The organism is Streptomyces glaucus, from assembly GCF_039533365.1.
Classification (GTDB): domain Bacteria; phylum Actinomycetota; class Actinomycetes; order Streptomycetales; family Streptomycetaceae; genus Streptomyces; species Streptomyces glaucus.
This window is the reverse complement of record NZ_BAAATK010000029.1, coordinates 59772-84146: the sequence shown is the minus strand read 5'-3', so window position 1 is coordinate 84146 and position 24375 is coordinate 59772. Positions and strand designations below refer to the sequence as shown.

Annotated in this window: 19 protein-coding genes and 1 pseudogene; 14 read left to right on the top strand and 6 right to left on the bottom strand. The window is 68.8% G+C overall.

Annotation, left to right across the window (positions count from 1 at the left end):
• Positions 1-344, bottom strand: a pseudogene (locus ABD363_RS21325) (hypothetical protein); the annotation flags it as partial.
• A gap of 221 nt (positions 345-565) precedes the next feature.
• Here ABD363_RS21325 and ABD363_RS21320 point away from each other — a divergent pair.
• The 3 genes from ABD363_RS21320 (at position 566) to hutH (ending at position 4273) form a co-directional block, all read left to right on the top strand.
• The gene (locus ABD363_RS21320; protein WP_344605963.1) at positions 566-1366 is read left to right on the top strand and encodes an enoyl-CoA hydratase/isomerase family protein; all 801 of its coding nucleotides are present in this window, start codon (positions 566-568) and stop codon (positions 1364-1366) included.
• A gap of 95 nt (positions 1367-1461) precedes the next feature.
• Complete coding sequence (locus tag ABD363_RS21315) at positions 1462-2610, top strand: GGDEF domain-containing protein (RefSeq protein WP_344605961.1); 1149 nt, start codon at positions 1462-1464, stop codon at positions 2608-2610.
• A gap of 124 nt (positions 2611-2734) precedes the next feature.
• Positions 2735-4273 carry a histidine ammonia-lyase gene (gene hutH / locus ABD363_RS21310; RefSeq protein ID WP_344605975.1) on the top strand — a complete coding sequence of 513 codons (1539 nt, stop codon included), beginning with the start codon at positions 2735-2737 and terminating at the stop codon, positions 4271-4273.
• Positions 4274-4342: 69 nt separating this feature from the next.
• Here the strand turns inward: hutH and ABD363_RS21305 are convergent, their stop codons facing one another.
• On the bottom strand, positions 4343-5152 hold the full coding sequence (locus tag ABD363_RS21305; protein WP_344605959.1) for a hypothetical protein: 810 nt from the start codon (positions 5150-5152) through the stop codon (positions 4343-4345).
• 42 nt (positions 5153-5194) lie between these two features.
• Positions 5195-5509, bottom strand: a complete 315-nt coding sequence (locus tag ABD363_RS21300) for an LAETG motif-containing sortase-dependent surface protein (RefSeq protein ID WP_344605957.1) — start codon at positions 5507-5509, stop codon at positions 5195-5197.
• Positions 5510-5657: 148 nt separating this feature from the next.
• Between ABD363_RS21300 and ABD363_RS21295 the strand changes: the two genes are divergently transcribed.
• The 5 genes from ABD363_RS21295 (at position 5658) to ABD363_RS21275 (ending at position 13527) form a co-directional block, all read left to right on the top strand.
• Positions 5658-6002: a hypothetical protein gene (locus ABD363_RS21295; protein ID WP_344605955.1), complete on the top strand. Its 345-nt coding sequence runs from the start codon at positions 5658-5660 to the stop codon at positions 6000-6002.
• A 201-nt stretch (positions 6003-6203) separates the two neighbouring features.
• Positions 6204-7454, top strand: coding sequence for a L,D-transpeptidase (locus ABD363_RS21290; protein WP_344605953.1), 1251 nt, complete (start codon positions 6204-6206; stop codon positions 7452-7454).
• 358 nt (positions 7455-7812) lie between these two features.
• On the top strand, positions 7813-9270 hold the full coding sequence (locus tag ABD363_RS21285; protein WP_344605951.1) for an ABC transporter permease: 1458 nt from the start codon (positions 7813-7815) through the stop codon (positions 9268-9270).
• Between the two features lie 65 nt (positions 9271-9335).
• Positions 9336-10019 (top strand): ABC transporter ATP-binding protein, encoded by a 684-nt coding sequence (locus ABD363_RS21280; protein WP_344605949.1) that lies wholly within the window; start codon positions 9336-9338, stop codon positions 10017-10019.
• 205 nt (positions 10020-10224) lie between these two features.
• On the top strand, positions 10225-13527 hold the full coding sequence (locus ABD363_RS21275; RefSeq protein ID WP_344605947.1) for a S8 family peptidase: 3303 nt from the start codon (positions 10225-10227) through the stop codon (positions 13525-13527).
• Between the two features lie 184 nt (positions 13528-13711).
• Here ABD363_RS21275 and ABD363_RS21270 read toward each other — a convergent pair whose 3' ends face one another.
• Positions 13712-14638, bottom strand: coding sequence for a helix-turn-helix domain-containing protein (locus ABD363_RS21270; RefSeq protein WP_344605945.1), 927 nt, complete (start codon positions 14636-14638; stop codon positions 13712-13714).
• A 172-nt stretch (positions 14639-14810) separates the two neighbouring features.
• Here ABD363_RS21270 and ABD363_RS21265 point away from each other — a divergent pair, with 172 nt between their 5' ends.
• Together ABD363_RS21265 and ABD363_RS21260 are read left to right on the top strand one after the other, a co-directional pair.
• Positions 14811-15851 (top strand): NAD(P)-dependent alcohol dehydrogenase, encoded by a 1041-nt coding sequence (locus ABD363_RS21265; protein WP_344605943.1) that lies wholly within the window; start codon positions 14811-14813, stop codon positions 15849-15851.
• A 204-nt stretch (positions 15852-16055) separates the two neighbouring features.
• The gene (locus ABD363_RS21260) at positions 16056-16439 is read left to right on the top strand and encodes a VOC family protein (protein ID WP_344605941.1); all 384 of its coding nucleotides are present in this window, start codon (positions 16056-16058) and stop codon (positions 16437-16439) included.
• 139 nt (positions 16440-16578) lie between these two features.
• Here ABD363_RS21260 and ABD363_RS21255 read toward each other — a convergent pair whose 3' ends face one another.
• Positions 16579-16986, bottom strand: coding sequence for a MerR family transcriptional regulator (locus tag ABD363_RS21255; RefSeq protein WP_344605939.1), 408 nt, complete (start codon positions 16984-16986; stop codon positions 16579-16581).
• Positions 16987-17046: 60 nt separating this feature from the next.
• On the opposite strand from ABD363_RS21255, the gene ABD363_RS21250 reads away from it, so the two are divergent.
• Positions 17047-17856 carry an alpha/beta fold hydrolase gene (locus tag ABD363_RS21250; RefSeq protein ID WP_344605937.1) on the top strand — a complete coding sequence of 270 codons (810 nt, stop codon included), beginning with the start codon at positions 17047-17049 and terminating at the stop codon, positions 17854-17856.
• Positions 17857-18246: 390 nt separating this feature from the next.
• Here ABD363_RS21250 and ABD363_RS21245 read toward each other — a convergent pair whose 3' ends face one another.
• A complete protein-coding gene (locus ABD363_RS21245; RefSeq protein WP_344605935.1) occupies positions 18247-18705 on the bottom strand; it encodes a DUF4291 domain-containing protein in 459 nt (152 codons plus the stop codon).
• A 465-nt stretch (positions 18706-19170) separates the two neighbouring features.
• On the opposite strand from ABD363_RS21245, the gene ABD363_RS21240 reads away from it, so the two are divergent.
• From ABD363_RS21240 to ABD363_RS21230, 3 genes are all read left to right on the top strand, one after another.
• Positions 19171-21333: an ATP-dependent nuclease gene (locus ABD363_RS21240; RefSeq protein WP_344605933.1), complete on the top strand. Its 2163-nt coding sequence runs from the start codon at positions 19171-19173 to the stop codon at positions 21331-21333.
• A gap of 2 nt (positions 21334-21335) precedes the next feature.
• Positions 21336-23225 carry a UvrD-helicase domain-containing protein gene (locus ABD363_RS21235; RefSeq protein ID WP_344605931.1) on the top strand — a complete coding sequence of 630 codons (1890 nt, stop codon included), beginning with the start codon at positions 21336-21338 and terminating at the stop codon, positions 23223-23225.
• A gap of 234 nt (positions 23226-23459) precedes the next feature.
• Positions 23460-24374: a phosphotransferase enzyme family protein gene (locus ABD363_RS21230; protein ID WP_344605929.1), complete on the top strand. Its 915-nt coding sequence runs from the start codon at positions 23460-23462 to the stop codon at positions 24372-24374.
• The last annotated feature ends 1 nt before the right edge of the window (position 24375 follow it).

Here is a 24375-nt window from a genome sequence, read left to right as displayed (position 1 = left end):
GCGTGCGTACGGCCCAGGAGAGCGGTGGCCGACGGGCTCGCCGCGGGCGTGGCGGCGCCCGCGGTGGCGGCGCCGGACGCCCGGTCCGCCTCCTCCGCGCGCGCCCCCGGGCGCGGCGCCGCCTCGGCGGCGTCCACCCTCCCCGTGTCCCCGCCGGACACCAGCCGTACGAGGCCCAGGGCCCCCATGGCCAGGACGAGGCCCCCCGCGGCGAACAGCGCCCTGCGGGGGCGCGGCTTGCGGTGGCGGCCCCGGACGCGGGGGCGGCGGGGACCGGTCCCGGCGGCGCCGGCCGGGGGACCGGCCCCCTGCCGCGGCTCGGCCGTCGTGTCCGTCGTCGTCATCCCGATCCCCTCCCCGAGGCGCGGGCGCCCCCGATGCGCCCGGCGGAGCGCACGCTATGCGCTCCCCGGACGGCGGGAGCCACGGTCGGCGGGATGTCACTCGAACGGGTAAGCGGGGGGTGAAACGGGAACCGGCCGGGTGCGCCCTTTCCCCGTCCGGAGCCCGCCTGCGATGATCGGGACGGCGACGGAAGTTAACCTACGTTAACCGGGAGGGTGTCATGAGCGAGGAGCGGTACGGGGAGTTCGTGCTGGTGCGGCGGCACGAGGACGGCCACGTCGCGGAGCTCGCCCTCGACCGGCCCGAGGCCATGAACGCCGTCTCGTCCGGGATGGCCCGCTCCATCGCGGTGGCGTGCGCGGCGCTGGGCGAGGACCGGGGCGTGCGGGCGGTGGTGGTGACCTCCACGCACGAGCGGGCCTTCTGCGTCGGAGCCGACCTGAAGGAGCGCAACTCCCTCAGCGACGCCGAGCTGCTGCGGCAGCGGCCGGTGTCGCGCGGGGCCTACACCGGGGTGCTGGAGCTGCCGGTGCCGGCGATCGCGGCGGTGCACGGGTTCGCGCTGGGCGGCGGTTTCGAGCTGGCCCTGTCCTGCGACGTGATCGTGGCCGACCGCACGGCCGTGGTGGGGCTGCCGGAGGTGTCGGTCGGGGTGATCCCGGGCGGCGGCGGGACGCAGCTGCTGCCGCGCCGTGTCGGAGCCGCCCGCGCGGCCGAGCTGATCTTCACGGCGCGGCGGGTGGAGGCCGGGGAGGCGCGGGAGCTGGGCCTGGTGGACGTGCTGGTGGAGGAGGGGCGGGACCGGGAGGAGGCCCTGGCGCTGGCGTCCCGGATCGCCGCGAACTCCCCCGTGGGCCTCCGCTCGGCCAAGCGGGCCCTGCGCCTCGGCCACGGTCTGGACCTGCGCGCCGGCCTGGAGGTCGAGGACGCGGCCTGGCGGGCGGTGGCGTTCTCGGGGGACCGGGCGGAAGGGGTGGCGGCCTTCAACGAGAAGCGCAGGCCCAAGTGGCCGGGGGAGTAGGGACGGTCCGCCCGGGGCCGGCGGGTCCCGTGGTCCGGCTCCCCGTTCGCTCCGATAATCTCCCCGATTGCCCCGAATGTACCTAGCCTGGAGTGATGGGTGAGGACCGTCGGCTCGCGGCCGTCGTCGCGCTGGCGCAGGGCATGGCCGCCGCGCACGGCTCCCGCGAGGCCTGGCGCGCCGCGGCGGCCGGCGCCCGCCGCGCGCTGGGCGGCAGCTTCGCCGCGCTGTCGCGGTGGGAGCGGGAGCTGGGGCGGCTGCGCGTCCTGGTGAACGTCGGCGAGCGGGTCGAGGGCGAGGAGGAGTTCCCGGACGACGAGTCCTACCCCGTCCACCGGTTCGCGGAGATCACCGAGTTCCTGCACGAGCGCTGGGCCGGGGGCGGCGAGCCCGGCGCCTGGGTGGAGACCGCCGAGGGGCCCGCGGCCGGCCGGCCCGGCTACTGCCACCAGCGCGTCGTCGCCCTCCGCCGCCGCGGCCGGGGCTGCTGCGTGGTCGCGCCGCTGGTGCTGCACGGCCGCGCCTGGGGCGAGCTGTACGTCGCCCGCCCGGTCGGCGCGCCGGTCTTCGGGCGGGCCGACGCCGACTTCGCCACCGTCCTGGCCGCCGTGGTCGCCGCCGGCATCGCCCAGACCGAGCGGCTGGAGGAGGCGCGGCGGCTGGCGTACACCGACCCGCTCACCGGACTCGCCAACCGCCGTGCCGTCGACGCCCGCCTGGACGAGGCCATCGAGCGGCACCACCGGGACGGCGTCGCCGTCAGCCTCGTCGTCTGCGACCTGAACGGGCTCAAGCGGGTCAACGACACCCGCGGGCACGCCGCGGGCGACCGGCTCCTGGAGCGCTTCGGGAGCGTGCTGTCGGTGTGCGGGGCGATGGTGCCGGGCGCGCTCGCGGCCCGTCTCGGCGGGGACGAGTTCTGCCTGCTCGCGGTCGGTCCGCCCGCCGACGACGTGGTCAAGGCGGCCGACGAACTGTGCCGCAGGGCGGCCGAGCTGGAACTCGGCGACGGCGTCGCCTGCGGGGTCGCCTCCACCGAGGACCCCATCGGGCCGGTCGGCGACGCCCGCCGGCTGTTCCGGCTCGCCGACGCCGCCCAGTACCGCGCCAAGGCCGAGCGGGCGGCCCGGCCGGTCGTCGCCGGCCGCGAGGGGCCCGACGACCCCGTGGTGCGGCTCGCGGACGAGCCGTCCCGGGAGACGGACGGGGAGCGCCGGCGCTTCCGGGGCCGCCACTCGCCGTGACGCCGTCCCCCGCCGGCCGGGGGCGCCCCCGGCCGGCGCGGGACGCCGCCTGGTCGGTAAGGGGTGAACCCGCCCCCCGGTGGTGACACCGTGGAATTCACTGCGTACGCTCCTGAATATGAGTATGCATACTGTGGTGGTGGGGACCTCCGGGACGACCGCGTCCGACGTGCTCGCCGTGGCGCGCGGCGGCGCCCGGGTCGAGCTCTCCCAGGAGGCGGTGACGGCCCTGGCCGCGGCCCGCGGGACCGTGGACGCGCTGGCGGCCAAGCCCGATCCCGTCTACGGGGTCTCCACCGGCTTCGGCGCCCTGGCCACCCGGCACATCGGCCGGGACCTGCGCACCCGGCTGCAGCGCAACATCGTCCGCTCGCACGCCGCGGGCATGGGACCGCGGGTCGAGCGGGAGGTCGTGCGGGCCCTGATGTTCCTGCGCCTGAAGACCGTCTGCTCGGGGTACACCGGCGTCCGGCCCGAGGTCGCGCAGACCATGGCCGACGTGCTGAACGCCGGGATCACCCCGGTCGTGCACGAGTACGGCTCGCTCGGCTGCTCCGGCGACCTCGCCCCGCTCTCCCACTGCGCCCTCACCCTCATGGGGGAGGGGGAGGCCGAGGGCCCCGACGGGACCGTGCGGCCCGCCGCCGAACTGCTCGCCGCGCACGGCGTCCGGCCGGTCGAGCTGCGCGAGAAGGAGGGCCTGGCCCTCCTCAACGGCACCGACGGCATGCTCGGCATGCTGCTCATGGCCCTCGCCGACCTGGACACGCTCTACAAGTCCGCCGACGTCACGGCCGCCCTCAGCCTCGAAGCCCTCCTGGGCACCGACAAGGTGCTCGCCCCCGAACTGCACGCCGTCCGGCCGCACCCGGGACAGGCCGCCAGCGCCGCCAACATGCTGGCCGTGCTGAAGGGCTCAGGCCTGACCGGGCACCACCAGGACGACGCCCCGCGGGTCCAGGACGCCTACTCGGTGCGCTGCGCCCCGCAGGTCGCCGGCGCCGGCCGGGACACCCTGGCCCACGCCCGCCTGGTCGCCGAGCGGGAACTGGCCTCCGCCGTGGACAATCCGGTGGTCCTGCCCGACGGCCGGGTGGAGTCCAACGGCAACTTCCACGGCGCCCCGGTCGCCTACGTCCTCGACTTCCTCGCCATCGCCGCCGCCGACCTCGGCTCCATCGCCGAGCGCCGCACCGACCGGCTGCTCGACAAGAACCGCAGCCACGGCCTGCCGCCGTTCCTGGCGGACGACCCCGGCGTCGACTCGGGGCTGATGATCGCCCAGTACACGCAGGCCGCCCTGGTGAGCGAGCTGAAGCGGCTCGCCGTGCCGGCCTCGGCGGACTCCATCCCGTCCTCCGCGATGCAGGAGGACCACGTCTCGATGGGCTGGTCGGCGGCGCGCAAGCTGCGTACGGCCGTGGACAACCTCACACGGGTGATCGCCGTCGAGCTGTACGCCGCCGCGCGCGCGGTCGAACTGCGCGAGGGGCTGACCCCGGCGCCCGCGACGCGGGCGGTCGTCGAGGCCCTGCGGGAGGCGGGCGTCGGCGGTCCCGGACCGGACCGGTACCTGGCGCCGGACCTGGCCGCGGCGGAGGCGTTCGTGCGCGAGGGGCGGCTGGTCGCGGCCGTGGAGACGGTCACCGGCCCCCTGCGGTGAGACGGCCGGGGCCCTGCCGGTCCCGGAGCCGGAGGTCCGGGAGGCGCCTTCGGGCGGGGCCCCGGGCGGTCACCCGAGCTTGGCGGCCTGGGCCTGCATCACCTCGGCGGGGATGGTGTACGCCGGCTTCTCGCCGGCGAGCGCGGCCAGGTTGAGCGAGTAGTACGTGGCGACGGTAGTGCCGTGGCGCACGACCTCGGCGTGCACCGCGGTGGTCCCGCCGCCCTCCGCCCGGCCGGTCACCGCGAAGGCCACCGACTCGTCACCGGTGCCGGAGGACTTCTCCTCGGCGACCTTCGTGAACTCCTGGGTGTCCTGGCCCTTCGCCGCGGCCGTGAACCCGCCCGCACAGCCGTCGACCGCGGAGGAGACGGACTTCATGGCCGCCTCGGCGCCGTCGCCCTCGTACGAGGAGAGGGAGACGATCGTCACCGTGGAGCTCAGCGAGTCCTCGATGGCCTCCAGCGCCTCCTCGAACTCCGCGTCGGAGGAGTTCTCGTCCAGACCCGGGCCCGCCTGCGCGTCGGGCTTCTCGGCGACCGACTGGTTGACGTAGGCGCTCTCGTCGTCGCCGGGCGCGAACCCGGTGAGCACGTACGCGATCGGCTCGCACGCGGCGTCGGTCACCGTCATGGCGTCCTTGGAGCCGGCGAACGGCTCGGCCGTGTCGGCGGACCGGACCTCGTAGCCCTTCACGTCGCCGTCGGCGATGATCAGTTTCTTCAACTCGGCCGCGCCGAGCGCCGCCGACGCGGCACCGGAGTTCCCGGAATCCTTCGAGTCGTCCGGCCCGGAGCCGGAACAACCCGTGACAAGGGCGAGCGAGAGAACGCTCACGACAGCCGTGGCGCTCAGTCGCGCGCCCGATGATCTCTTCATGCGCGGACCATGAACGCCGTGTGAAGGAAGCGTCAAGTCGGGTTAAAAACCGAGACGTTCCCGGCGAACCGAATAGGCGACGAATCCGGCGCCGAGGGTGAGGAGGACGGTGCCGCCGACGACGTACGGGGTGCTGTCGAAGCTTCCGGTGTCGGCGAGCCGGGTCTCCTCCGCGGCGGTCCCCGTGCTCGTGGACGCCGCTCTGGCCTCCACCGTGACCTGCACGGACGAGCCCGTCGAGGGTGCCGTTCGGGCCGGGGCGTCCGACGTCGCGTTCGCGGACGGGACGAACCACAGGGCGCCCAGCAGGGTGCCCGCGGCGGTGGCGGTCAGCAACGGACGGCGAGCGGATGACACGGAATATCGATCCCCTTGTGGCGCTGGCGAATTGGCCGTGTGGGGCGATGTTAGTGAAAGGCGCGGGTCACAGGAAAGTCACGGGAGGAAAGGACCGTGCGCTCCCGGCACGACCACTCCGCGGACATCACGCTTTGTGCGGCTTCGCGTGGAATTGATTCTCGAGGTGACCGGCGAGGAGGCGGTGGCCGGGGCCGCGCCGCGGCGCATCGCCGAAGAGGCCGTCGACCGTGATGTGCCCCACGAGGAGCGGGTATATGCACGAAGCGCTGTGACGGAGGACACCGCGGAGGCGCTCGCGTACCTCGTGGGCCCGTTCGGGCCGGTCGGCGAGGTGCCGGGGGCGGAACTCCGGCGGGCCTCCCGGAGCGGTGGGCGGATCGACCCCGACCCCGGCTCGCCCGGCCGGGACTTCGACGAGGATGATGACGACGAGGACGACGAGGACGACGCGGAGGCGGCGGCCGGCCGGCGCGGCCCGGGGAGAACATGACCTCGGGCGGCAACCGACGCACGGGGTTTCGTCGTCTCAAGGGGCGCACTGACCGACACCCGCGCCCTCGCCCGCTCCGGCGGACGTGGTGTGCCCCACACGTCGAAGGAATGTGGAACGGGACGAACCGGTCGTAGCGTTGGAAGTTCCTGACGGGGACTCTCGGGTTTTCCGGATTCGGCAACGATGGAGAAGCGTGTGATGACGAACAGTAAGCGGCGCAGGGGCCTCGTGGCCGCGTCCGCACTGCTCGGCGGTGTGCTGGTGCTCTCGGCCTGTTCCGGCGGCGGCGACGGCGCCTCCGGCGGCGGGAACAGCGACACGCCCCAGGCCAAGGTCGACGAGGCGGCAGCCGAGAAGACGTCCGAGGCCCAGATCGAGATCACGCCCAAGGACGGCTCGACCAACGCCTCCATCAACAACTCCGCCACGGTGACCGTGAGCAAGGGCACGCTCACGGACGTGAAGATGACCACCTCCGACGGCACGGCGGTGAGCGGTCAGATATCCGCCGACAAGAAGAGCTGGAAGCCCAGCGCCCAGCTGGAGCGCGCCACCACCTACCGGGTGACGGCCACGGCGACGGACTCCGAGGGCCGCGAGGCCCACGAGAACGCCTCCTTCACCACGGTCTCCCCGGCCAACAGCTTCATCGGCACCTTCACGCCGGACGACGGCACCACCGTCGGCGTCGGCATGCCCGTGTCGATCAACTTCGACAAGGCGATCACCAACAAGGCCGCCGTCCAGAAGGGCATCACGGTCAGCACCACCAGTGGCCAGGAGATCGCCTGCCACTGGTTCAACGCCAACCGCATGGACTGCCGGCCCGAGGAGTACTGGAAGGAAGGCGCCACCGTCACGCTGAAGCTGGCGCTCGACGGGGTCGAGGGCGCCGAGGGCGTCTACGGCGTCCAGCAGAAGACGGTCACCTTCAAGATCGGCCGCAACCAGGTCTCCTACGTCGACGCGCAGACCAAGCAGATGAAGGTCACGCAGGACGGCAAGGTGATCAGGACCATCCCGATCTCCGCCGGCTCGCCCGAGAACAAGACGTACGAGGGCCAGATGGTGATCTCCGAGAAGTTCAAGGAGACCCGGATGAACGGCGCGACGGTCGGCTTCACCGACGACGACGGCGAGGGCGAGTACGACATCAAGGACGTGCCGCACGCCATGCGCCTGACCACCTCGGGCACCTTCATCCACGGCAACTACTGGGGTGCGAAGTCCATCTTCGGCAGCGTCAACACCAGCCACGGCTGCGTCGGCCTGTCGGACACCAAGGGCGCCGACGACCCGAACACGCCGGGCGCCTGGTTCTACGACAACTCGATGATCGGTGACGTGGTCGTCGTCCAGAACACCGGCGACAAGACGGTCGCGCCGGACAACGGCCTCAACGGCTGGAACATGAACTGGAGCGACTGGAAGGCGGGCTCGGCGATCTGACGCCCGGTCGGCCACCGTCCGAATGCCGCCCTTCGGGGCGGCATTCGTGTTCCACCGGCCCGAACTCCTCCCCGGCCTTCGAAACCTCCTCCGTTCCAGGGCCTCCTCGCCGGCTTCGCGGCCTTCTTCCCCGGTCCCGGGGCCTTTTCCCGTCTTCCGCGCTTCTTCTCCGGCGCCAGGACTTCTCGCTCAACTCCGTGTCCCCTCACCGGTTCCGACGGTCCCTCACCGGATTCCGGCTTTTCGGCGGCTCTCGGGACCGCCGGCGCCGGCGGCTTCCGTGACCGGCCGCAGGCTTCTCATTCTTCTCTTATCCCGGCCTTATGACCTCATCACGGTCCGTCCCTAGCTTGCCGCCATGTTCTTCACCTACCTGAGGCGCGAACTGCGCCGCCGCAGAAAGGCGGCCCTCGTCGTCGCCTCCGGCCTCGCGCTGGGCATCGCCCTGGTCATCGTGGTCAGCTCCGTGTCCTCCGGCATGGGCAGGGCCCAGGAGAAGGTCCTGCAGTCGCTGTACGGGCTGGGCACGGACATGACCGTCACCAAGGCCGCGTCGCCGACCGCGAACAGCTCGGAGCGGCCCCGCTTCCGTTTCGACGCGCAGGACGACTCCTCCGACGAGGAGCAGAGCAGCGACCGCGTCATGGTGCAGGGCTTCCAGACGCTGGCGAGCTCGACCGTCACCGAGGTCGGGAAGCAGAGCGGCGTCGCGGACGCGGTGGGCGGACTGAGCCTGCAGGTCGTCAAGGTCAGCGGCCAGTTCACGCGCGGTCGGTTCCAGCAGGGCGGCGGCCGGACCGGCGGCGGCCCGGACGCCGCCCAGCCGTCCCCGCAGGGCCAGGTCCAGGGCGGCGGGGCCGACTTCGACGTCAACACCTACTCGGTCTACGGCACCGACGTCACCGAGCCCGCCCTCGGCCCGCTGACCTCCTCCAGGATCACCAGCGGCCGCACGTTCAAGCCGACGGAGACGAACGCCGAGGTGGCCGTCGCCGACTCCGCGTACGCCGAGGAGAAGAAGCTGAAGGTCGGCTCCACCGTCACCGTCAAGGGCACCGGGTTCGAGGTGATCGGCATCGCCACCGCCGACAGCGGGGACGCGGCCGCCCACCTGTACATCCCGCTGAAGCAGGCGCAGACGCTCGCCGACGCCGAGGACAAGGTCACCACGATCTACGTCAAGGCGACCGACTCGCAGCGGATCGACAGCGTCAAGGCGGAGATCCAGAAGAACATCTCCGGTACGACCGTCACCACCTCCGCCGACCTCGCGGACACCGTCTCCGGCTCCCTGTCCACCGCCTCCTCCCTCGCCACCCGTGTCGGCACGTGGCTGTCGGTCGTGGTGCTGGCGGCCGCGTTCCTGGTCGCCGGCCTGCTCACCTCCTCGGCGGTCTCCCGCCGGGTGCGCGAGTTCGGCACCCTCAAGGCGCTGGGCTGGCGGTCGGGCCGGGTGACCCGGCAGGTGGTCGGCGAGGCCGTGGTCAACGGCCTGGTCGGCGGCGTCCTCGGCATCGCCCTCGGCCTGGCGGGCGCGTACGCCGTCACCGCGGTCAGCCCGACCCTGGAGGCCTCGCTCGGCGGTGGCGCCGCCGGCGGCACGGGCGGGCCCGGCGGCTTCGGCGGCGGAGGCATGGCCGGTCCCGGCCGGCAGGCCGCGAAGACCCTGGAGGTCGCTCTGACCGCGCCCGTCAGCCTCACCACCATCGCCCTCGCCGTGGGCCTCGCCGTGGCCGGCGGCCTGGTCGCCGGCGCCTTCGGCGGCTGGCGCGCCTCCCGGCTGCGCCCCGCGGACGCGCTGCGCCGCGTCGAGTAGCCGGCCGCCGCCCCTGCCGGCGCCGGCCCGGCGCCGGCCCCCTCACCCATCCCAGGAGTCGGACCATGTACGAACTCACAGGCGTCACCAAGCGCTACACGCGGGGCAAGGAGACCGTCCACGCCCTGGACGGCGTCGACCTGACCATCCCGGACGGCGACCGGCTCGTCATCCAGGGCCCCACCGGCGGCGGCAAGTCCACGCTGCTGCAGATGCTCGGCGGGCTCGACCGGCCGACCTTTGGCGAGGTCGTCCTGGACGGCACCGACCTGGCGAAGCTGTCCGAGGCCAGGCTGACCACGGTGCGCAGCCAGAACATCGGCTTCGTCTTCCAGTCGTTCAACCTCATCCCGACGCTCACCGCGCAGGAGAACGTCGAGACCGCCCTCGTCCCGCTCGGCGTGAAGCCGAAGGAGCGGCGCGAACGGGCCGCCGAGGCGCTGAAGTCGGTGGGGCTCGGGGAGCGGCTCGGCCATCTGCCGAGCGAGATGTCCGGCGGGCAGCAGCAGCGCGTCGCCATCGCCCGGGCGCTGGTGAAGGAGCCGAAGGTGCTGCTCGCCGACGAGCCCACCGGCAACCTCGACGAATCGACGCGGGACGAGATCATGGAGGTGCTCGAGCGCAGGTGGAAGGAGCTCGGCCTCACCTTCGTGATGGTCACCCACGACTCGGCGATCGCGAGGAAGGCCCCGCGCCTGGCGACGATCCGCAAGGGCCGGATCACCGTCAAGGAGAACACGGCCGCGTAATCCGGCGATCGCGTAACGGAGTTCGCGCGGCGGCGTAACAGTGGGCCGACGAATTCCTCACCGTTCTCTCCTCCATTGAGCGGCTGATCACCCCCCCCGGCATACTGAGCGATCCGGGGGGTGCACATATGTGCGAGACCACCCCCGGCCGGGTGAACGGGAAATTCACCCGGTACTTCCTCCAGGGGGAACGTTGCACAGACAAGTGAAAAGAGCGTGCGCGGCCACGGTCGCCACGGCGGCCGCCGTGGCGCTCGCGGCGGGCACGACCGGGCCCGCGGCGGCCGAGGGGGACCGGGCCGCCGCTGCCGCGAGGCCCGCGCAGGCGGCCAAGCACCGCGTCACCCTGATCACCGGCGACCGGGTCGTCCTCGACGCCGAGGGCCGGGTGACCGGCCTGGAGCGGGCCGAGGGACGCGAGGACATACCCGTCCGGATCCGCCGGGCCGGCGGACACACGCTGGTGACACCGGCCGACGCCGCCCGCCTGGTCGCCACCGGCAAGCTCGACCAGCGCCTCTTCGACGTCACCGAACTGAGCAGGTCCACGACCCGCAAGGCCCAGAAGAAGGGCCTGAAGGTCATCGTCGGCTACCGGGGCGCGGCCACGGCCGCCAAGGAGGACGTCCGCGACGCGGGCACGCTCCGCCGCACCCTGAAGTCCCTGAACGCCGACGCCGTGCAGACCCCGCACGACGACGCGCCCGAGCTGTGGGACGCGGTCACCGACGGGGACGAGACCGCCTCCGGCGTCGCGCACGTCTGGCTCGACGGCGTCCGCAAGGCCAGCCTCGACACGTCCGTGCCGCGGATCGGCGCCCCCAAGGCGTGGGCGGCCGGCCACGACGGCAAGGGCGTGAAGATCGCCGTACTGGACACCGGCGTCGACGCCACGCACCCGGACCTGAAGGGCCAGGTGATCGCGGCCAAGAACTTCTCCGCCTCCCCGGACGCCACCGACAAGTACGGCCACGGCACGCACGTCGCGTCCATCGCGGCCGGCACGGGCGCCAGGTCCGGCGTCCACAAGGGCGTCGCGCCCGGCGCGAAGCTGCTCAACGGCAAGGTGCTGAGCGACGACGGCTACGGCGACGACTCCGGCATCCTGGCCGGCATGGAGTGGGCGGCCGCCCAGGGCGCCGACGTCGTCAACCTCAGCCTGGGCGGCGGCGACACCCCGGCGGTCGACCCGCTGGAGGCCCAGGTGAACAAGCTCTCCGCGGAGAAGGGCATCCTGTTCGCCATCGCCGCCGGCAACGAGGGCGACGTCGGCGAGCAGACCGTCGGCTCCCCGGGCAGCGCCGCCGCGGCCCTCACCGTCGGCGCGGTCGACGACCGGGACGGACTCGCCGACTTCTCCAGCCGCGGCCCCGGCCTCGACGGCGCGATCAAGCCCGACGTGACCGCGCCCGGCGTGGACATCACGGCCGCCTCCGCCGAGGGCGGCGTCCTCGCCCAGGAGGTCGGCGAGAAGCCCGCCGGCTACCTGACCATCTCGGGCACGTCGATGGCGACCCCGCACGTGGCGGGCGCGGCGGCGATCCTGAAGCAGCAGCACCCCGAGTGGACGTACACCGAGCTGAAGGGCGCCCTCACCGGCTCCGCCAAGGGCGGCGCGTACACGCCGTTCCAGCAGGGCTCGGGCCGCATCCGGCTCGACAGGGCGGTCGAGCAGTCGGTGATCGCCGACCCGGTGTCGGTGAGCTTCGGCGTCCAGCAGTGGCCGCACACCGACGACGAGCCGGTCACCAAGCAGCTGACGTACCGCAACCTCGGGACGGAGGACGTCACGCTGACCCTGTCCGCGACGGCCACCGATCCCAAGGGCCAGGCGGCTCCGGCCGGCTTCTTCGAGCTCGGCGCGACCGAGGTGACCGTCCCGGCGGGCGGCAGGGCCTCCGTCGACGTCACCGTGAACACCAGGCTCGGCGGCACCCTTGACGGCGCCTACGCGGCGTACGTGACGGCCACCGGCGGCGGCCAGACCGTCCGTACGGCCGCGGCGGTGCAGCGCGAGGCGGAGTCGTACGACGTCACCGTGGAGCACATCGGCCGGGACGGCCGGCCGACGGACGCCTACGAGACCGTGCTGTTCGGCTACGCGGGCCCGGGCAAGGACCGCAGCTTCGGGGTCCCGGTCGTCTCCTCCGGCAGCACCACCGTGCGCGTCCCCAAGGGCACGTACGTGCTGGACGCGTGGATCGCCGAGGACTTCGAGAAGTTCGAGGGCGGCGTCGACTGGCTCGTCCAGCCGAAGCTGAGCGTCACCAAGGACACGACGGTGACCGTCGACGCCCGCAGGACCGAGGCGGCCGACATCACGGTGCCGGACAAGCGGGCCGAGCCGTTGTCCGCGACGGCGAACTACTTCTACGACGCCGCGGGTCTCGGCATCGGGCTGAGCCTGGACTCGTTCGCGGACCTGCGCATGGCCCACCTGGGCCCGGAGATCCCCAGCGGCCTCCAGCAGACCTGGAGCGGCCAGTGGACCAAGGGCGGCTCCGCCGAGTACGACGTGGCCACCACCGCGCGGGTGAAGAAGATCCAGGGCGACAAGGTCCGCCACTTCAAGGCGGGCGAGCTCGCCACGGTGAAGAACGACCTCGGCGCCGCGGCGTCCGGCAAGACCGGCGGCCTCACCGCCATCGGCGTGTTCCCCGAGGACGTCGTCCTCGGCAGCGCCGTGGAGCAGAAGCTCCCCGGCACGCGCACGCTGTACCTGTCCACGTCCGACAAGATCCAGTGGTCGTTCGACTTCGAGCAGTACAAGGGCAGGAACGAGCAGGGCCTTCCGCTCACGGAGGCCTTCTACACGCTAGGTGAGCCGCAGGCCTTCAAGGCGGGCCGGGCGTACACGAAGACCTTCAACAGGGCGGTCTTCGGCCCGCACCTGAGCGCGGACCACGGCCTGTTCCGCGAAGGCGACGAGATCTACGGCTCGCTGCCGCTGTTCGCCGACGCCGACCGCCACTCCGGCTCGTCGGACTTCACCTCCGTCACCACGACCCTCCACCGCAACGGCACCAAGGTCGGCTCCCACGACGACCCGCTGTTCGGGGAGAAGGGGTTCGAGGTCCCGGCCGCCGACGCCGAGTACAAGCTGACGACCTCGGTCAAGCGCAGCGTCAAGGTCGCGGCCGCCTCCACCCGCATCGACGCCAGCTGGACCTTCCGCTCCAGGAGGACGTCCGCCGACCTCACCGCGCTGCCCGCCTCCACGGTCCGCTTCAACGCGGCCACGGGCCAGGACAGCAGGGTTCCGGCCGGCAAGACGGTGAGCGTCCCGGTCGCCGTCGAGGGCGCCGCCAAGGGCGCCAACCTGAAGTCGCTGTCGGTGTACGTGTCCTACGACTACGGCCAGACCTGGAAGAAGCTCACCGTCAAGAACGGCAAGGTCACCGTCAAGAACCCGGCGAAGGGCAAGGCGATCTCCTTCCACGCCAAGATCACCGACAAGAAGGGCAACAAGTCGACGCTCTCGATCTACAACGCCTACTACGGCAAGTGAGCCGCTGAACGGCGGATGAGACAGCCGAGCGGGCGGCCCGCCGGGAGCCGAGCTCCCGGCGGGCCGCCCGTCCTCGTGCGCGGTGATCACCCCGCCACTTCACACCGGACCGTCTTGCCGCTCGCCTCCGTCCTCACACCCCTCCCGGACGAAAACGTCGAGGGGGAGCGGGGCCGCCCGGGGCTCAGGGGGACGGCGCCGAGGTCTCCGCCGTCCCCGCCGCCGACCGGGTCGCGTCCGCCCCCCAGCTCGCCAGCAGCCGCAGCGCGTCGGCCGAGGGCGAGCCCGGTTCCGCGTGGTAGGTGATCAGGGACTGCTCGGTGTCGTCGGCGAGCTGGAACGTCTCGAAGAACAGGGTCAGCTCACCGACCAGCGGGTGCCGCAGCCGCTTGACGCCGTGGCTCTTCTCCTTGACGTCGTGCGTGGCCCACAGCCGCCGGAACTCCTCGCTCTTCACCGAGAGTTCGCCCACCAGCGCGGACAGCCGCGGGTCGTCGGGATGGCGGCCCGCGTCCATGCGCAGATAGCTGACCATGTCGGACGCCTTCTGGTCCCACTCCACGTACAGCTCGCGGTACTCGGGCCGCAGGAACACCAGCCGCGCCCAGTTCCGCTCCCGCGCCGGCAGCTCCGCCCAGTCGCCGAAGACGGCCGCGGCCATCCGGTTCCAGGCGAGGATGTCCGAGCGGCGGCCCGTGACGTACGCGGGGACGCCGTCGATCGAGTCCAGCAGGTGCCGCAGCGCCGGCCGCACCTGCTGGGTGCGCGCCGCCGGCTTCTTCCGGTGCTGCTTCGGCTTCGCCAGGTGGACCAGATGGGCGTGCTCGGCGTCGCTCAGCCGCAGGGCGCGGGCGATGGAGTCCAGGACCTCCGCCGACACGTTCCGCCCGTTGCCCTGCTCCAGGCGCGTGTAGTACGCCACGGACACCCCGGCGAGCCGCGCCAGCTCCTCCCGGCGCAGCCCCGGCACGCGGCGGTGCCGCCCGTAGTCCGGCAGCCCCACGTCCTCCGGCTTCAGCCGGGCCCGCCGGGTGCGCAGGAACTCGCTGAGCTCGGCCCGCCGGTCCAGGCCCGAGCCGGCCTGCGGTGCGGAATCGGGCAGTTCGTCCATACGTCCAGTATTCATGGTCGTACGCACACGAGCCTGACCCCGCCAGTAGTAGGCACAGCGAACGTAGGCAAAGCCGTGATCTGGGTGAACGCGCGGGCAACCGGCAGGCTGGACGCCGTGCCCGGTCGGAAGGCAGCCGGGCGCACCCTCTTCCGCTAGGAGAACCCTCGGCATGACCACTGTTGCCGCGTACGCCGCACCCGCCGCCAAGGCTCCGCTGGAGCGCACCACCATCGAGCGGCGGCCGGTCGGCGAGTTCGACGTCCTGATCGACATCAAGTTCGCCGGCATCTGCCACTCCGACATCCACCAGGCCCGGGAGGGCTGGGGCGAGGCGATCTTCCCGATGGTCCCCGGCCACGAGATAGCGGGCGTGGTGGCGGAGGTCGGCTCCGGTGTGACCCGGTTCGCCGTCGGCGACCGCGTGGGCGTCGGCTGCATGGTCGACTCCTGCCGCGAGTGCGACAACTGCAAGGCGGGCCTGGAGCAGTACTGCGTGAAGGGCAACGTCCCGACGTACAACGGCATCGGCAGGGACGGCGAGCCCACCTACGGCGGCTACTCGCAGAAGATCGTCGTCGACGAGAACTACGTCGTCCGCATCCCCGACGGGATCGAGCTCGACGTCGCCGCGCCGCTGCTGTGCGCGGGCATCACCACCTACTCCCCGCTCAAGCGCTTCGGCGCCGGCCCCGGCAAGAAGGTCGCGATCGTCGGCCTGGGCGGCCTCGGCCACATGGCCGTCAAGCTGGCGCACGCGCTCGGCGCCGAGGTGACCGTGCTGTCGCAGTCGCTGCGCAAGAAGGACGACGGCCTGAAGCTGGGCGCCGACCACTACTACGCCACCAGCGACCCGGCCACCTTCGAGCAGCTCGCGGGCACCTTCGACCTGATCGTCTCGACGGTGTCGGCCCCGCTGGACTTCGGCGCCTACCTGTCGCTGCTCAAGACGCAGGGCGCCCTGGTGAACGTGGGCGCCCCGGAGGAGCCGATCTCCCTCAACCTCTTCTCGGTGATCGGGGGCGGCAAGACGCTCGCCGGTTCGATGATCGGCGGCATCGCGGAGACCCAGGAGATGCTGGACTTCTGCGCCGAGCACGGCATCGGCGCGGAGATCGAGCTGATCGCCGCGTCCGAGATCAACGACGCGTACGAGCGGGTGCTCGCCAGCGACGTGCGGTACCGCTTCGTGATCGACACGGCGACGATCTGACCGCCGGCCGCTGACCGAAGGGCCCCGGCACGCTGCCGGGGCTCTTCGGCGTGCCGGGCCCCGGGCCCCGGTCGTAGGCCCCGGGCCCGAGGACCGGGGGAGGGACGGAGCGGGACGACGGACCGATGATGAGCGCCCGGCCCCTGTCTAGCGTGGGAGACGTCTTCACCGGCACACGGACCGCTCACAGGGGAGGACCGTACGATGACAGTCCGGCTGAACCACACCATCGTCGCCGCGCGCGACAAGAAGGCCTCGGCACAGTTCCTCGCCGACATCCTGGGCCTGGAGGCCGGCCCGCCCTACGGCCCGTTCGTCCCGGTCGAGATCCCGGGCGGCGTGACCCTCGACTACCTGGACACCGACGGCGAGATCACGTCCCAGCACTACGCGTTCCTGGTCTCGGAGGACGACTTCGACGCGATCTTCGCGCGGATCCGGGAGGCCGGGCTGACCTACTGGGCGGACCCGTACCACCGCCGGGCCGGCGAGATCAACCACAACGACGGCGGCCGGGGCGTCTACTTCGAGGACCCGAACGGCCACAACCTGGAGATCCTGACGCGGCCGTACGGCAGCGGAGGCTGAGGCCGGCCCGCCGCACCGCTCCCCGGGTCCGGGCCCGCCCCGGACAGCCGGTCACCGCTCCCCGGGAACGCCGCTCCCGCGCGCCGCCGGAAGCGTACGAGTGGTCCGCGCCCTCGGTCGGCCGGGCGGTCCGAGCCGGTCAGGCGGCTGCCGGTGAGCGCGGCGCCTCCCCTGCCGCCGGTTCGTCCGCGAAGGCCGGCGGAGCCGCGCCGAGCACCCGGTCCAGCAGGGTCCGCGACGCCTGCAGGGCCTCGATCTCCCGGGTGATCCGGCGCCGCTCGCTCCGGAGCCGGCGGACGAGGTCCGGACACGTGGGAACCAGGCGGTCGCTGTCCCGGGCGACACAGGGCAGGACCTGAGCGATCACCGTGGTGGACAGGCCGGCCGTCAGCAGGATGCGGATGCGGCGCACCGTCTCCACGTCCGCGTCGCTGTACTCGCGGTATCCGTTGGGCAGCCGGGCGGGGGCGAGCAGGCCCTGCTGTTCGTAGTAGCGCAGGAGCCGTTCGTGCACTCCGGTCCGCCGGGCCATCTCCTTCATGCGCATGGGGCACCGCCTCCCCGGGACTTGACTCCGACACCGGTGTCGGAGTTTAGCGTCGTGCCCATGAGCGCTGAACAGTCCTTCCCCGAAAGGGATTTCGACGTGTACGTGCGGGGCGGCGGCCCTGCCCTCCTGCTGGCGCACGGTGCCGGCGGGGGCATCGAGAACAACTTCGGGCCGGTGCTCGACGACCTGGCGCGGGACCACACGCTGATCGGCCCGCACTACCCGGGAGCGGGCGGCACGCCGGTCGCGGCCGGACCGCTCGACCTCGACGATCTCGCGGACGCCCTCGTCGCCTCCGCCGTGGCGCGCGGGCACGAGACGTTCGTCGTCCTCGGGGAGTCCCTGGGGACCGCCGTCGCGGTACGCGCCGCGACCCGCCATCCCGGACGGGTGACCGGGCTGGTCCTCACGGCGGGGTTTCCCGTGGCCGATCCGGTCCTCGCGCACGCCGCCCGGCTGATCGCCCTGCTCGGCAAGGCGGGCGAATGGGAGGAGGTGGCCCGGCTGGCCTTCCTGGCGTGCCTGTCCGAGAGCCAGTTGAACGAGCTGTCGCCGAACGAGGTGGAGGACGGGGTGGCGCGGGTGAGGGCGTCGATGCCGCCCGGCATGCTCGACCACTTCGACCTGGTCTCCCGGGTGGACGTCCGCGGCGACCTCCCCGGCGTGACGGCCCCGGCCCTCGTGTTCGCGCCGACGGGGGACCGTCTGGTGCTCCCGCGGAGTTCCCACCGCCTCGCCGCGGGAATCCCGGCAGCCACGCTGATCGAACTGCCCGGAGCGGGCCACATCCTCGACGCGGACGCCCGGGCGCTCTGGCTCGGCCACGTACGCCGCTTCCTCGCGTCCGTCGGCCCCGCTCCCGCGTGACCGCCCAGAAGGCGCGGAGCCGGGCCGGCGCGCCACACGGCCTCGTCCCGGTACGTCGCGGCCTTCGACCCGGGGATCGGCGCAGGCGCCCTGACCGGCGGCGCCGTGCTCGCCGGCGCGGGAGTCCGGACGCTCGGCCGGGTGGCGCTCGCAGCGGTCCTTCTCGCCGCGGCGACCGCGTGGCGCTCACCTGGCCAGTGGATCGCGCGGGACCGGGACCGCACGCCCCGGACGCCGACGCGGCAGTGATCCGCCGAGGCCGGTCGAGGACGGCCGGACACGAGGCCCCGGCCCGTCCCGGACAGGTCGCCCGGCCCGGCCCCCGCACCGCCGGTCCTCCGCGGCCCTGCGCCCCGGAACGGCAGCGGGCCGCTCGGCGCGCCTGTCCGGTCAGGGGCGCAGGTGGGCCGGCAGGCCGCCCTCGACGGGGTACGGCCGCTCCTCGGGCAGCAGCCGGGCCGCGGCCTCCGGGGCGCCGCCGGCGACAAGCGCGCGGATCTCGCGGGCGAGCGGGGTCACGTCGCGGAGGGAGACCGTCCACTCGTCCGCGTAGCGCCGTACGGCCTCACCGGAGAGCCCGAGCTGCAGCGAGCGGTGGGGCAGGGGCCGCAGGTGCAGATCGCGCTCGGGGTCCCACTGGACGCGGGCCGGCGAGCGCTTCAGCCGGCGTTGCCAGGCGCCGCGGTCGGGGTGCAGCCCGGGCACGTAATGCGACAGGCAGGCGTGGCGCAGCGCCCACTCGAAGCCGTCGCGGGTGATCTCGACGGCGAGCACGGTCTCCTGCCCCGGCTTCGTGCCCCAGCCGGAGCGGTACATCATCCACAGGAACGACGGCTTGATCCAGGTCAAGCCGCTTTCATAGACCTTTTAGCTGGCCGGGACTGCCCCACTAGCCTTCACCTGAGTCGCAGAGCCATCGGAGCGCAAGGCATTTGATCAAGCGGTTGAAGGACCAGGCGGATGCGAAGCTACCGCCTGGTCGTTGACGAACTTGCCACCGTTGCCTCTGACTCAGAGCTGACAGCGCCTTTGCGGCACTCGGAGCATGACTTCGCCTGACAGCCCGACGCAGCCGAATCAACGGTGTATCAGGGAAACACCAGTCACACCGACCTTCAGTCGGATACCCTAAGTGGCCCTGCTGCCTAGGGGAGGGTGAGCGAGGTCGACTTGGCGTTTTTCGCAGGAGCTAAATCGAACATGCGAGCGAGCCGCTTGCGATAGGCGTGCACTTAACTTGAAGCAGTGCGCAACGTCATCCAACTGTGCGGCCGATAAAACGCTTGAAAAATGCCAAAAAGTTCGGGGGGTTAAATGCACATCAAGTCTTTTCGAGTTCAGAACTTCCGTCGCCTAAAGAACGTCCGGGTGGACCTCGACGAGCAAACGACTATTTTTGTCGGCGCGAATAACAGCGGAAAAACCTCCGCAACTCATGTTTTCCAAAGGTTCCTGGATCCCAAGGTTCGCTTCCAGATTTACGATTTTACAGCCGACTGTTGGGATGCATTTAATAACTTCGATCCTGCCGTTGGAGATGCAGAGTCAGAGCTACCTAAAATTTACTTTGATCTTTGGTTCGAGGTTGACGACGATAACATGCATCGCGTCCTCGATTTTTTGCCGGGACTCGACTGGAACGGAGAACCCGTAGGTCTGCGCATGGTCTATGCCCCGAGAGACCCCTCCTCGTTGGTGGCGAATTACCAGAAGTCGCGGATGGACAGGAAGCTACGTGATGATGGTCCTGAGGGAGCTTATAAACCGTGGCCTCTGAACCTCACTGACTACCTCACGAAGCGACTGACGAGCGAATACGAGATCAAATACTACGTGCTGGATGCCCGACAGTGCGATACCGATCTTGTTCCGAGAGACGGATATGACCCATTCTATCTTGGCACGAATGCGTCTGGTGCCGGCGCCATGGTTAGCAGCCTAATTAAGGTCGACTTCCTCAATGCCCAACGGCATCTCACGGATGCGGAATCGCACGGCCGAGCCGAGGACCTGTCCCGGAGACTCAGTAGGTACTACCAGCGCAACTTGCAAAAATTCGAGACTGACCTTGACGCACTTAGCGCTATTGCTAACTCGGAATCAGCCCTCAATGAGCACTTCGCTCAAGCCTTTGAGTCTATCCTTAAAAGCATCGAGCACCTTGGGTACCCGGGTACTACCAACGCTGGCCTCGTAGTCAAGGCGTCGTTCAATGTGCAGAACGTGCTAAGTACAAGCGCGCGTGTTCACTACATGCTTCCTTCTTCCGATGGGGCCGCCCTGATCTCTGAGTCAGCACAGTTCTTGCCGGACCAATACAACGGTCTGGGCTTTAAAAACCTGATTTACATGGCCGTTGAAATTCTGGACTTCCACCATGCTTGGGAAGATGCAGAGGGCCAGCGTCCGCCGGTACACCTGATCATGATTGAAGAGCCGGAAGCTCATCTGCACGCTCAACTGCAACAGGTATTTATTCGCAGGGTGTTCGAACTTCTACCTGAGGCTAAGCCGGGGTTCCATACCCAGATGGTCGTCACCACTCACTCATCACACATCTTGTATGAAAGCAGCTTTCAACCGATTCGATATTTTTGTCGGCACAAGGGTGCGCAATCTGTATATTGCAGTGAGGTCAAGAACCTTTCGGCGTTCTACAACGGAGAAAAAGAGGCGACGCGCAATTTCTTGCAACAGTATCTGAAGCTCACTCATTGTGATCTATTTTTCGCGGATGCCGCCATCCTCGTCGAAGGGAATGTCGAGCGACTATTGTTGCCTCTGATTATTGAGCGAAAATTCACCGCCCTGAAGGCCTGTCACCTCACCATCCTTGAAGTCGGCGGGGCTTTCGCTTACAAGTTTCGGGAGCTACTCGAGTTCTTGGAAATTACCACGCTGGTCATTACAGACATTGATAGTGTTGAACCGCCGGAGGACACGGATGCCGAAGTAAACGAACACGAAAGCGGCCGTGCATGCAAGACAACTGTACCGCGTGCCGTCACCTCGAACGAGACGCTCAGAAATTGGTTCCCGAAGTTGAGCACGATTGAGGAACTGCTAGACCTGCCGGACAGTGAAAAAATCGTCAAGCGTCATGAAGAGGACGCTGGCGAAATTCGAGTTTCGTATCAAACCCGCCGGCTTGCTGTATGGGGAGCCGACGCAATTGAGTTGGCTGGTCGAACTCTCGAAGAGGCTTTCGCTCTGGAAAATCTGGCTTGGACGCAAGATGCGTCACGAAAGGCCATTGGTCTATCGATCCCTAAGTCGAACCTGTTAACTCTCGAAAAACTGCATGATGCGCTGTTCAAGCGAGTTCGTAACCTCGATAAAACAAAGTTTGCGCTTGGTCTTATTGCTGAGCAGGACGCCGCATGGAAACCGCCACAGTATATCTTGGATGGTTTGGATTGGCTTAGCGGGCGGTTGCTGTCTCCGCCGGCAGAGACTACGGATGGCGGTGAAATGTAAGTATGACATCACGAGTTTCTGCGCCAGATACGCCTGCAGATATCAAGTTGCGCAGCTTGCTGGATGGAGATCCTCTTCAGTCCTTCGTCATGGTTGCTGGCGCTGGTTCGGGTAAGACGACTTCCCTGGTAAAGGCACTCGACTATGTCGTGATGCGTCATGGTTCCCGTCTCAGTGCTCGAACCCAGCAGATTGCATGCATTACCTATACTGAAGTAGCTGCCAAGGAAATTCATGCAGATGTAGGCAACAGTCCCCTAGTCTCCGTCTCTACCATCCATAGTTTTCTATGGACCCTAATTAAGCCTTTTCAGAAAGACATAGCTACATGGGTGCATCGCCATATCGAAGGCGCAATTCAGAAGATTAAGGAAAAGCAGGAAGAATACACGTCGCGTACACGTGAAGCGACTGTAGCGAAGGATGCTTCCGATCTGGAAAAACTTAGAGCCCAGCTTCGACTAAGCAGTGAGGTTGAGCGTTACTCGTATGGCGTTGGAAGCGACTACGCAAAGGGACTCCTTGGGCATGAAGATATTATTACAATGGTTCCTGATCTGATTCTCAGTAGTAAGCTCCTCAGGCGAATCATCGCCAGTAAGTATCCCTACATTTTTGTCGACGAAAGCCAGGATACCTTCCCTAAAGTTGTTGAAGCCCTTAAATCTGTCGACTCTCAGGCGCAAGGCGCTATTTGCCTCGGCTTCTTCGGCGACCCTATGCAGAATATTTTCCAGCGCGGTGTAGGGTCAATCTCCGAAGAACCAGGGTGGCAGCGGATTGATAAACCGGAGAACTTTCGTAGTTCACAGAAAGTTCTCGGTGTCATTAATCAGGTGCGGTCTGAGGGGGACGGTATGGTACAGAGGTCGGGGCGTCCCCCAGAAAAGCAAGTAGCCGGAGAGCTCTTCTTCTTCGTCCTTCCTGCAGATGAGCAGCGGAGCCAACGATTGGAGCACGTGCGTGCTTGGCTAACGCAACATAGTAGTGCCGGCAGCTGGGCAGCTGACTCGGCTAACAGAGGTGAGGGCGCAAAGATCCTCATGATCGTTCACCGGATGGTAGCCAAGCGCATGGGTTTTGAGCACCTCTATGCGGCTTTTCATGACAGCGGATCGAAAAGTCTGAAAGAAGCTTTTGATGAGGGCAGTGCCTGGCCGATTCGGCCGTTCGACGACGTAATTCTACCTATTTGTGAGGCCGAGAGTGTCAACTCCCCGACCGTGATTGCCACCCTTCGTAGAAGCGGTGGACTATTCAATGAGGAAACACCAGATCTAGACGTCAGAAAACGATTGACCCTTGCGCGTGATGCCGTAGCACATGTTCGCAGAGCCGTGGCCGAGGGAGGTCCAGGATCCGTTGGAAAAGTCCTGAAGCTGGCCATGACGGCAAACCTTATCGCACCGGACCCGCGGCTCTCTGCATACATAAAGCCCGATGGTCAGCACGCCGAAGTGGTGTTGACTTCGGAAACTAAAAACGCCTTGGATGCTTTCACGGCTTGCGACATTAAAGAGCTCTCCGCCTATTTTAAATACATTCGACAGCAATCTCCTTACTCCACGCAACATGGCACCAAGGGGGCGGAATTCCCCAAAGTTGTGGCTGTGTTGGATGACGAGGAAGGAAATTACAATCTTTATTCCTACGAGAAGCTGTTTGGAATCAAGGAGCTTTCGGACAACGACAAGCGTAATTTGTCTGCAGGAAGGGACTCGGTCTTGGAGCGGACTAGGCGTCTGCTCTATGTGTGCGTGTCACGCGCGGTTGAGTCGCTTGCTGTTGTTGTGTTCGCCAGCGACGTAGCCGGGGCTAAGTTGGCGATTGAGAACTCACACATTACAGGTGGCGAAAAGATTTTGACTGAAGCAGACCTTGCGTCCCTGTAGTGAGCTGACGTATCAACCGATCCAATGATTTCTCTGTTGGGCGCCCGCTCTCGCCAGTCTGTTAGGAGGATGAGGCTCGCCTAGGTCTTGCGTCTGTGGGGCTCCCCTTCTTGAAGGCCTCGCCTCGACCGCCCGCACCTGGGTACGGTCAGGGGCATGTCTGGCGTGTGTCGGGTTGGTCACCCATAGATGCTCGCCAGTTGATCGCGTGCGACTAGGGGAGCTGGTACGGGCATGGCGGTTGACGCTGCTCGGTCGGATGAGGGGTTCACGTCGGCAGGCGCTGCGCGGGTGATGAGTGCCGCGTGCCGGGCGGCCGGGCTGGACGACAGGGGCGCCGAGTTGATCCGCCTCGGGGAGAACGCGCTGTTTCGGCTGGCCTCGGTGCCGGTGGTCGTGCGGGTTGCCCGCGGTGAGGAGTACCTGCCGAAGGCGCGCACTGAGGTGGGCGTGTCGCGGTGGCTTGCTGAGGAAGGATTCCCGGCCGCACGCGTCGTCGAGGACCTGGAGCAGCCGTTGTTGGTCGACGGGCATCCGGTGACCTTCTGGCACCTCATCGTGGAGGGTGGCCGTAAGGCGACGTACGGGGAGTTGGGAGGCATCCTCCGGGATCTGCACTCCATGACGCTGCCGGCGGGGCTTGAACTGCCATCGTTCGATCCCTTCGACAAGCAGGAGCTGCGGATCAGCCGGGCTGCGATTCCGGATGACGACAGGGTGTTCCTGCGTAAGCGCTGGCGCGAGCTGCGGGACCAGTTCGATGAGCTGAGGTTCGAGACTCCTCGGGGGCCGGTGCACGGTGATGCTCACGTGCAGAACCTCATGGTGAACGAGCGGAACGAAGCGGTGCTGATCGACTTCGAAGCCTTCTGCTTCGATCACCCCGAGTGGGACCTGATGGTCACGGCCACGGAGTATCACAGCCTCGGGTGGCAGACCGACGAGCAGTACGCCGACTTCGTACGGGCTTACGGGCGGGATCTGTACGACTGGCCCGGCTATGACACGCTCCGACGGCTGCAAGAGTTCGGCATGACGACGTGGCTCATGCAGAACGTGCAGGAGGATCAGGAGACGGCGGATGAATACCGCCGACGCATCACTGCCCTGCGTGACGATGACGCGCCGCGTGACTGGCGGCCGCGGTAGC

Coding starts and splice junctions, on each gene's coding strand:
- ABD363_RS21320 (WP_344605963.1), top strand. CDS start 566: ATGAGCGAGGAGCGGTACGGGGAGTTCGTGCTGGTGCGGCGGCACGAG.
- ABD363_RS21315 (WP_344605961.1), top strand. CDS start 1,462: ATGGGTGAGGACCGTCGGCTCGCGGCCGTCGTCGCGCTGGCGCAGGGC.
- hutH (WP_344605975.1), top strand. CDS start 2,735: ATGCATACTGTGGTGGTGGGGACCTCCGGGACGACCGCGTCCGACGTG.
- ABD363_RS21305 (WP_344605959.1), bottom strand. CDS start 5,152: ATGAAGAGATCATCGGGCGCGCGACTGAGCGCCACGGCTGTCGTGAGC.
- ABD363_RS21290 (WP_344605953.1), top strand. CDS start 6,204: ATGACGAACAGTAAGCGGCGCAGGGGCCTCGTGGCCGCGTCCGCACTG.
- ABD363_RS21285 (WP_344605951.1), top strand. CDS start 7,813: ATGTTCTTCACCTACCTGAGGCGCGAACTGCGCCGCCGCAGAAAGGCG.
- ABD363_RS21280 (WP_344605949.1), top strand. CDS start 9,336: ATGTACGAACTCACAGGCGTCACCAAGCGCTACACGCGGGGCAAGGAG.
- ABD363_RS21270 (WP_344605945.1), bottom strand. CDS start 14,638: ATGGACGAACTGCCCGATTCCGCACCGCAGGCCGGCTCGGGCCTGGAC.
- ABD363_RS21265 (WP_344605943.1), top strand. CDS start 14,811: ATGACCACTGTTGCCGCGTACGCCGCACCCGCCGCCAAGGCTCCGCTG.
- ABD363_RS21260 (WP_344605941.1), top strand. CDS start 16,056: ATGACAGTCCGGCTGAACCACACCATCGTCGCCGCGCGCGACAAGAAG.
- ABD363_RS21255 (WP_344605939.1), bottom strand. CDS start 16,986: ATGCGCATGAAGGAGATGGCCCGGCGGACCGGAGTGCACGAACGGCTC.
- ABD363_RS21250 (WP_344605937.1), top strand. CDS start 17,047: ATGAGCGCTGAACAGTCCTTCCCCGAAAGGGATTTCGACGTGTACGTG.
- ABD363_RS21240 (WP_344605933.1), top strand. CDS start 19,171: ATGCACATCAAGTCTTTTCGAGTTCAGAACTTCCGTCGCCTAAAGAAC.
- ABD363_RS21235 (WP_344605931.1), top strand. CDS start 21,336: ATGACATCACGAGTTTCTGCGCCAGATACGCCTGCAGATATCAAGTTG.
- ABD363_RS21230 (WP_344605929.1), top strand. CDS start 23,460: ATGGCGGTTGACGCTGCTCGGTCGGATGAGGGGTTCACGTCGGCAGGC.